This is a genomic window from Rossellomorea vietnamensis NBRC 101237 (genome assembly GCF_001591825.1).
GTDB classification, from domain to species: Bacteria; Bacillota; Bacilli; order Bacillales; family Bacillaceae_B; genus Rossellomorea; species Rossellomorea vietnamensis.
In genome coordinates, this window is record NZ_BCVQ01000090.1 from 1 (window position 1) to 4,503 (window position 4,503).

Consider the following 4,503-nt stretch of genomic DNA (forward strand, 5'->3'; position numbering starts at 1 on the left):
TTCCCTGGCTATGAAGAAATTAATTATGGAAGTTTTGCAAAAAAATGTTGAATGGAGTACCTATATTCAATTTACAGTTAAGAAAGACAAGTATGGAATTTACACAATATAAAGGACTTGACTTTTGCCGACCTGAATTGCGTCATTTTCGACGGTGATTGCGTCATTTTACGATTTATTGCGTCGTTTCTATAAGTAATCTTTACGACCCCCTAATTCCTTTGGACACTTTTGTACCTAAAACAGTACACTAGAACCATAAATACAGAGGGATTTTGGAGGGCTGTTCCATGTCAAAAAAGATTGAAGCCTTAGAGGAAGTAAAAAGGAATTATGTTCGGATGGCTTTAGAGAGTGGGAATTACTCTTCCATTTCTCGAAACGCTGGAATTTCACGGTCCACTTTGACGAGGTGGATTAAGGAATATGAGGATGAAGTACGTGATCAAATGGAAGATCCAGCTTCAGCTATCCTGTCCACTGAGCCTTCTAGAGAAGAGTTAAAAGCAAAATATGAACAAGCTATGAAACTGCTTGGTGAGAAAGAACTTGAAGTGGCGATGCTTAGAAACTTATTAAAAAAAAACCAATACCGGCCGTGACCGTCTTAGAAGAGCTTCGAGTATGGGCAAGGGAGGGGTTTCATATTACTAAGCTTACTGAGATAACAGGGACAAACAGATCCCTGTATTATTACCATAATGCCACTGACGAACCAATTGAAATGGTAGAGAAAAGGGGTCGTCCCATTCCAGGGTATTCAAAGACCCAATCAGGAGACATCATCCCTGATGAGCAGATTGAGGAATTCTTGATGGAGGCCATTGAGGGAGATGGTGCCACGTATGGTGTAAAGAATCTCACCAAATTATTAGAAGATGAACATGACCTTCAAATTAATCATAAAAAGGTGGCCAGGTTGTGCAAAAGGCTAGGCATTCTACTGCCACAACGACTGGGAAATCCTAAATACCCCAAACGATTGGTTCGTAACCGTATCATTACTGCCCCTAATCAACTCTGGCAGCTTGATATTAAGTACGGAAGCATCGTGGGAAGCAGAAGATTTTTCTTTGTGGCATGTGCCATTGATGTCTTCGATCGCTCCATCGTTGGATATTACAGAGGACCAAGGTGTACAGCCAAAGATATAACAGGAATGCTTAATGAAGCCATTATTAGACGACAGTTACAGGTCATAGATGATTCTAATGGCCATTGCATTGTGATAAGAACAGATAATGGCCCGCAATTTATCAGTAATCTATTTGGGGAGTTTTGTGAGAAAAACAACGTTTTTCATGAACGAATTCCTCCAAGATCGCCAAACTACAATGCCTATATCGAATCCTTTTTTAGTATCTTGGAACGTGATTTATTTAGGCGATATGAATTTACCTATTTTGAAGAAGCGTATTATGAAATTGATGAGTTTATGGCATTCTATAACCACCGTAGATATCACGGAAGCCTTGGAAGGATGTCACCCGTGAAGTTTCATGAGAAATACAAAGATAGTGGTTTTCCTGAAGAAATGGCTTTAAGCCTTTAAAATAAAGGTTTTTCCTTCTTCATAAAAGCGAAGAAGGAAAAACAAAATGAAAAACTAAGAACAAGTAAGCCCCTTGGAGAAAACGTCAGTAATTAGGGGGTCAAACCGTAATTGCGTCATTTTTTCCTTAATTGCTCCTTTTTACATATATTCCCTCTGATCGTATACACATCTCAAATCAAACCCGTGCATAACCACCCTCCTCCAGGAAAACCTAAAAGCAGGAGGTGTGAAAGCATGAAAAAGATAGCACTAGCTTTATCATTTACCGTTTTCTTTCTTTTGATTACAGCGTGCGGTGTGAATCAGGAGTCAGAATACGGTGTGCATAATGACAGCGGCGGGACCCGTTTCATAGACAACCGCAAGGCAGAGATGGATAAGCGTCAAGATAAAAGCGTGCGGGATGTCACCGATCAAAATCCCAATTTCCCGAACCTGACCAATTCTCAAGGTACGACTTCCACGACTACCGGTGTGTATGAAGACAAAGCCCGTGAAGTCGTAAGGGATTATTCGAAATTCCAGCCGGATGAGGTGTGGATCAATGGGAATCAAATGTGGGTGACCGCTCATACGAAGAAAGAAATGAACATGGCCGAAACCGATAAAGAGGAAGCCATGCTCAAAGACAAACTGCAAAGAGCGATTCCCCGATACGATATCAATGTGAAAATCACCGAAAGATAATGGAAGGGGGAGCTCATCGGCTGCCCCTTTTTCATCTAAATTCCCCTTGTCCCCATTCCCGCTCCTCCTTGTGTTTACATACACCATATAATATAATTGTACTGTTATGGATTAAAATTGAGGTGAATAGCTGTGTTCGATCGTTTACAAGCAGTGGAAGATCGCTATGATAAGTTAAATGAGCTGTTGAGTGATCCAGAAATTGTGAATGACCCAAAGAAGCTAAGAGATTATTCAAAAGAACAATCAGACATCCAAGCAACGGTAGAAGCATATCGAGAATATAAAGAATTGACCGGGCAGTATAAAGACGCGAAGGCGATGCTGGATGATAAGCTTGATGCTGATATGCGTGAAATGGTGAAGGAAGAAGTTTCCGAGCTTGAAGAGCAAATCGAAGCGTTGGAAGCTCGTCTGAAAATATTATTGATCCCGAAAGACCCGAACGATGATAAGAACGTTATCATGGAGGTTCGTGGTGCTGCAGGGGGAGATGAAGCAGCCCTGTTTGCCGGTGATTTATACCGCATGTACAGTCGTTTTGCTGAAACACAAGGCTGGAAGATCGAAGTCATGGAAGCGAACTCTACTGGTGTCGGTGGATACAAAGAAATCATCTTCATGATCAACGGGAATGGTGCATTCTCCAAAATGAAGTACGAAAACGGAGCGCACCGCGTACAGCGTGTACCTGAAACTGAATCCGGCGGACGGATCCATACGTCGACGGCAACGGTTGCCTGCCTTCCTGAAGCGGAAGAAGTCGAAGTCGATATCCACGATAAAGATATCCGTGTCGATACGTTCGCATCAAGCGGCCCGGGAGGACAAAGTGTTAATACGACCATGTCTGCCGTGCGTCTGACGCACATCCCGACAGGTGTCGTCGTGTCATGTCAGGATGAAAAGTCCCAAATCAAGAATAAAGAAAAAGCGATGAAAGTATTGCGTGCCCGCGTGTACGATAAGTTCCAGCGCGAGGTTCAAGCGGAGTACGATGCCAATCGTAAATCGGCCGTTGGTACCGGTGACCGTTCGGAGCGTATCCGTACGTATAATTTCCCACAAAACCGTGTCACGGATCACCGCATCGGCCTGACGATCCAGAAGCTTGACCAAATCCTTGAAGGAAAGATGGATGAAGTCATCGATGCATTGATCATCGAAGATCAGTCCAAACTTCTTGAAAGACTGGAAGAATAGTCATGGTGACGGTATTTGAAGCCCTGAAATGGGCTTCTTCTTTTTTAGTCGAAAATGGCCGCGATGAGAATGTGGGAGAAATCTACTTGCGGCATTTGCTGGGGATGTCACGATCACAACTGCTGGCAGAACAGCGGAGGTCGGTCCCTCAGGAAAAATGGGACGAATTCCAGGAGGGGATCCGGTTACATGCTGACGGGGTGCCGATACAGCATATTATCGGGACTGAGGAGTTTTATGGCCGTGAGTTTGTGGTGAATGAGCATGTGCTGATTCCGAGACCGGAAACGGAAGAACTCATTTATTATGGTCTGGAGAAGATGAAGGATTTGTTCCGTGATGCGGCTGCTCCTCTTAAGGCTGCCGATGTCGGGACAGGCAGCGGGGCGATTGCCGTTACGTTGAAGCTTGAGTCAAACAGGTTGCCTCTTGAGATGATGGCCGTCGATATTTCGAGGGAAGCATTGGAGGTTGCCGGAGAGAATAGCAGGAGACTCGACGCCGATGTGCGCTTTTATGAAGGAGATTTGTTGAAGCCATTGATCGAAGCCGGAGTGAAGCTGGATATTCTTTTATCCAATCCTCCATACATTCCTTTGACGGATCGGGAAACTCTATCAGATGTCGTCATCGGGCATGAGCCGGAACTCGCATTGTTTGGCGGAGAAGATGGCTATGATCTCTATAAACGCTTTATGGAGGAACTACCTCTTGTCATGAAAGAAAAATGCCTGATCGGCTTCGAAGTCGGCGTCGGCCAGGGAGAGACGGTTGCGGATCTGCTGCGTGCGACCTTCCCCGATGCAGAAACAGAAGTCGTCCATGATATCAATGGGAAAGATCGTATGGTGTTTTGTGTGAGGAAATAGGAAATGTGCCCTCGATTGTGATGATTGGGGGTGTTTTTTGTGGGAAAGATTCTATTTTTGTAGGAGTACAGGATATTTTATGTTGGTTTTAATAGGGTTGTTTAATTGTATATATCTTTAAAAATTGTTGCTCATTAAGTTGATTGGAGCGGAAGGTGCTCGACTCCTGCGGGAAACGCTTGAAAGTTG

General features: G+C 43.9%; 5 protein-coding genes. All 5 read left to right on the forward strand.

Features of this window, described 5'->3' with window-relative positions; translation table 11 throughout:
• Positions 1-290: 290 nt before the first annotated feature.
• A complete protein-coding gene (locus BVI01S_RS21645) occupies positions 291-602 on the forward strand; it encodes a helix-turn-helix domain-containing protein (RefSeq protein WP_051758181.1) in 312 nt (103 codons plus the stop codon).
• Positions 599-1,552 (forward strand): IS3 family transposase, encoded by a 954-nt coding sequence (locus tag BVI01S_RS21650; protein ID WP_082804801.1) that lies wholly within the window; start codon positions 599-601, stop codon positions 1,550-1,552. The genes BVI01S_RS21645 and BVI01S_RS21650 overlap by 4 nt, the downstream gene beginning before the upstream one ends.
• 237 nt (positions 1,553-1,789) lie before the next feature.
• Positions 1,790-2,242, forward strand: a complete 453-nt coding sequence (locus tag BVI01S_RS21655) for a hypothetical protein (RefSeq protein WP_061811528.1) — start codon at positions 1,790-1,792, stop codon at positions 2,240-2,242.
• Positions 2,243-2,374: 132 nt separating this feature from the next.
• Complete coding sequence (gene prfA / locus BVI01S_RS21660) at positions 2,375-3,445, forward strand: peptide chain release factor 1 (protein WP_061811529.1); 1,071 nt, start codon at positions 2,375-2,377, stop codon at positions 3,443-3,445.
• 2 nt (positions 3,446-3,447) lie between these two features.
• Positions 3,448-4,314 carry a peptide chain release factor N(5)-glutamine methyltransferase gene (gene prmC, locus BVI01S_RS21665; protein ID WP_280513004.1) on the forward strand — a complete coding sequence of 289 codons (867 nt, stop codon included), beginning with the start codon at positions 3,448-3,450 and terminating at the stop codon, positions 4,312-4,314.
• The last annotated feature ends 189 nt before the right edge of the window (positions 4,315-4,503 follow it).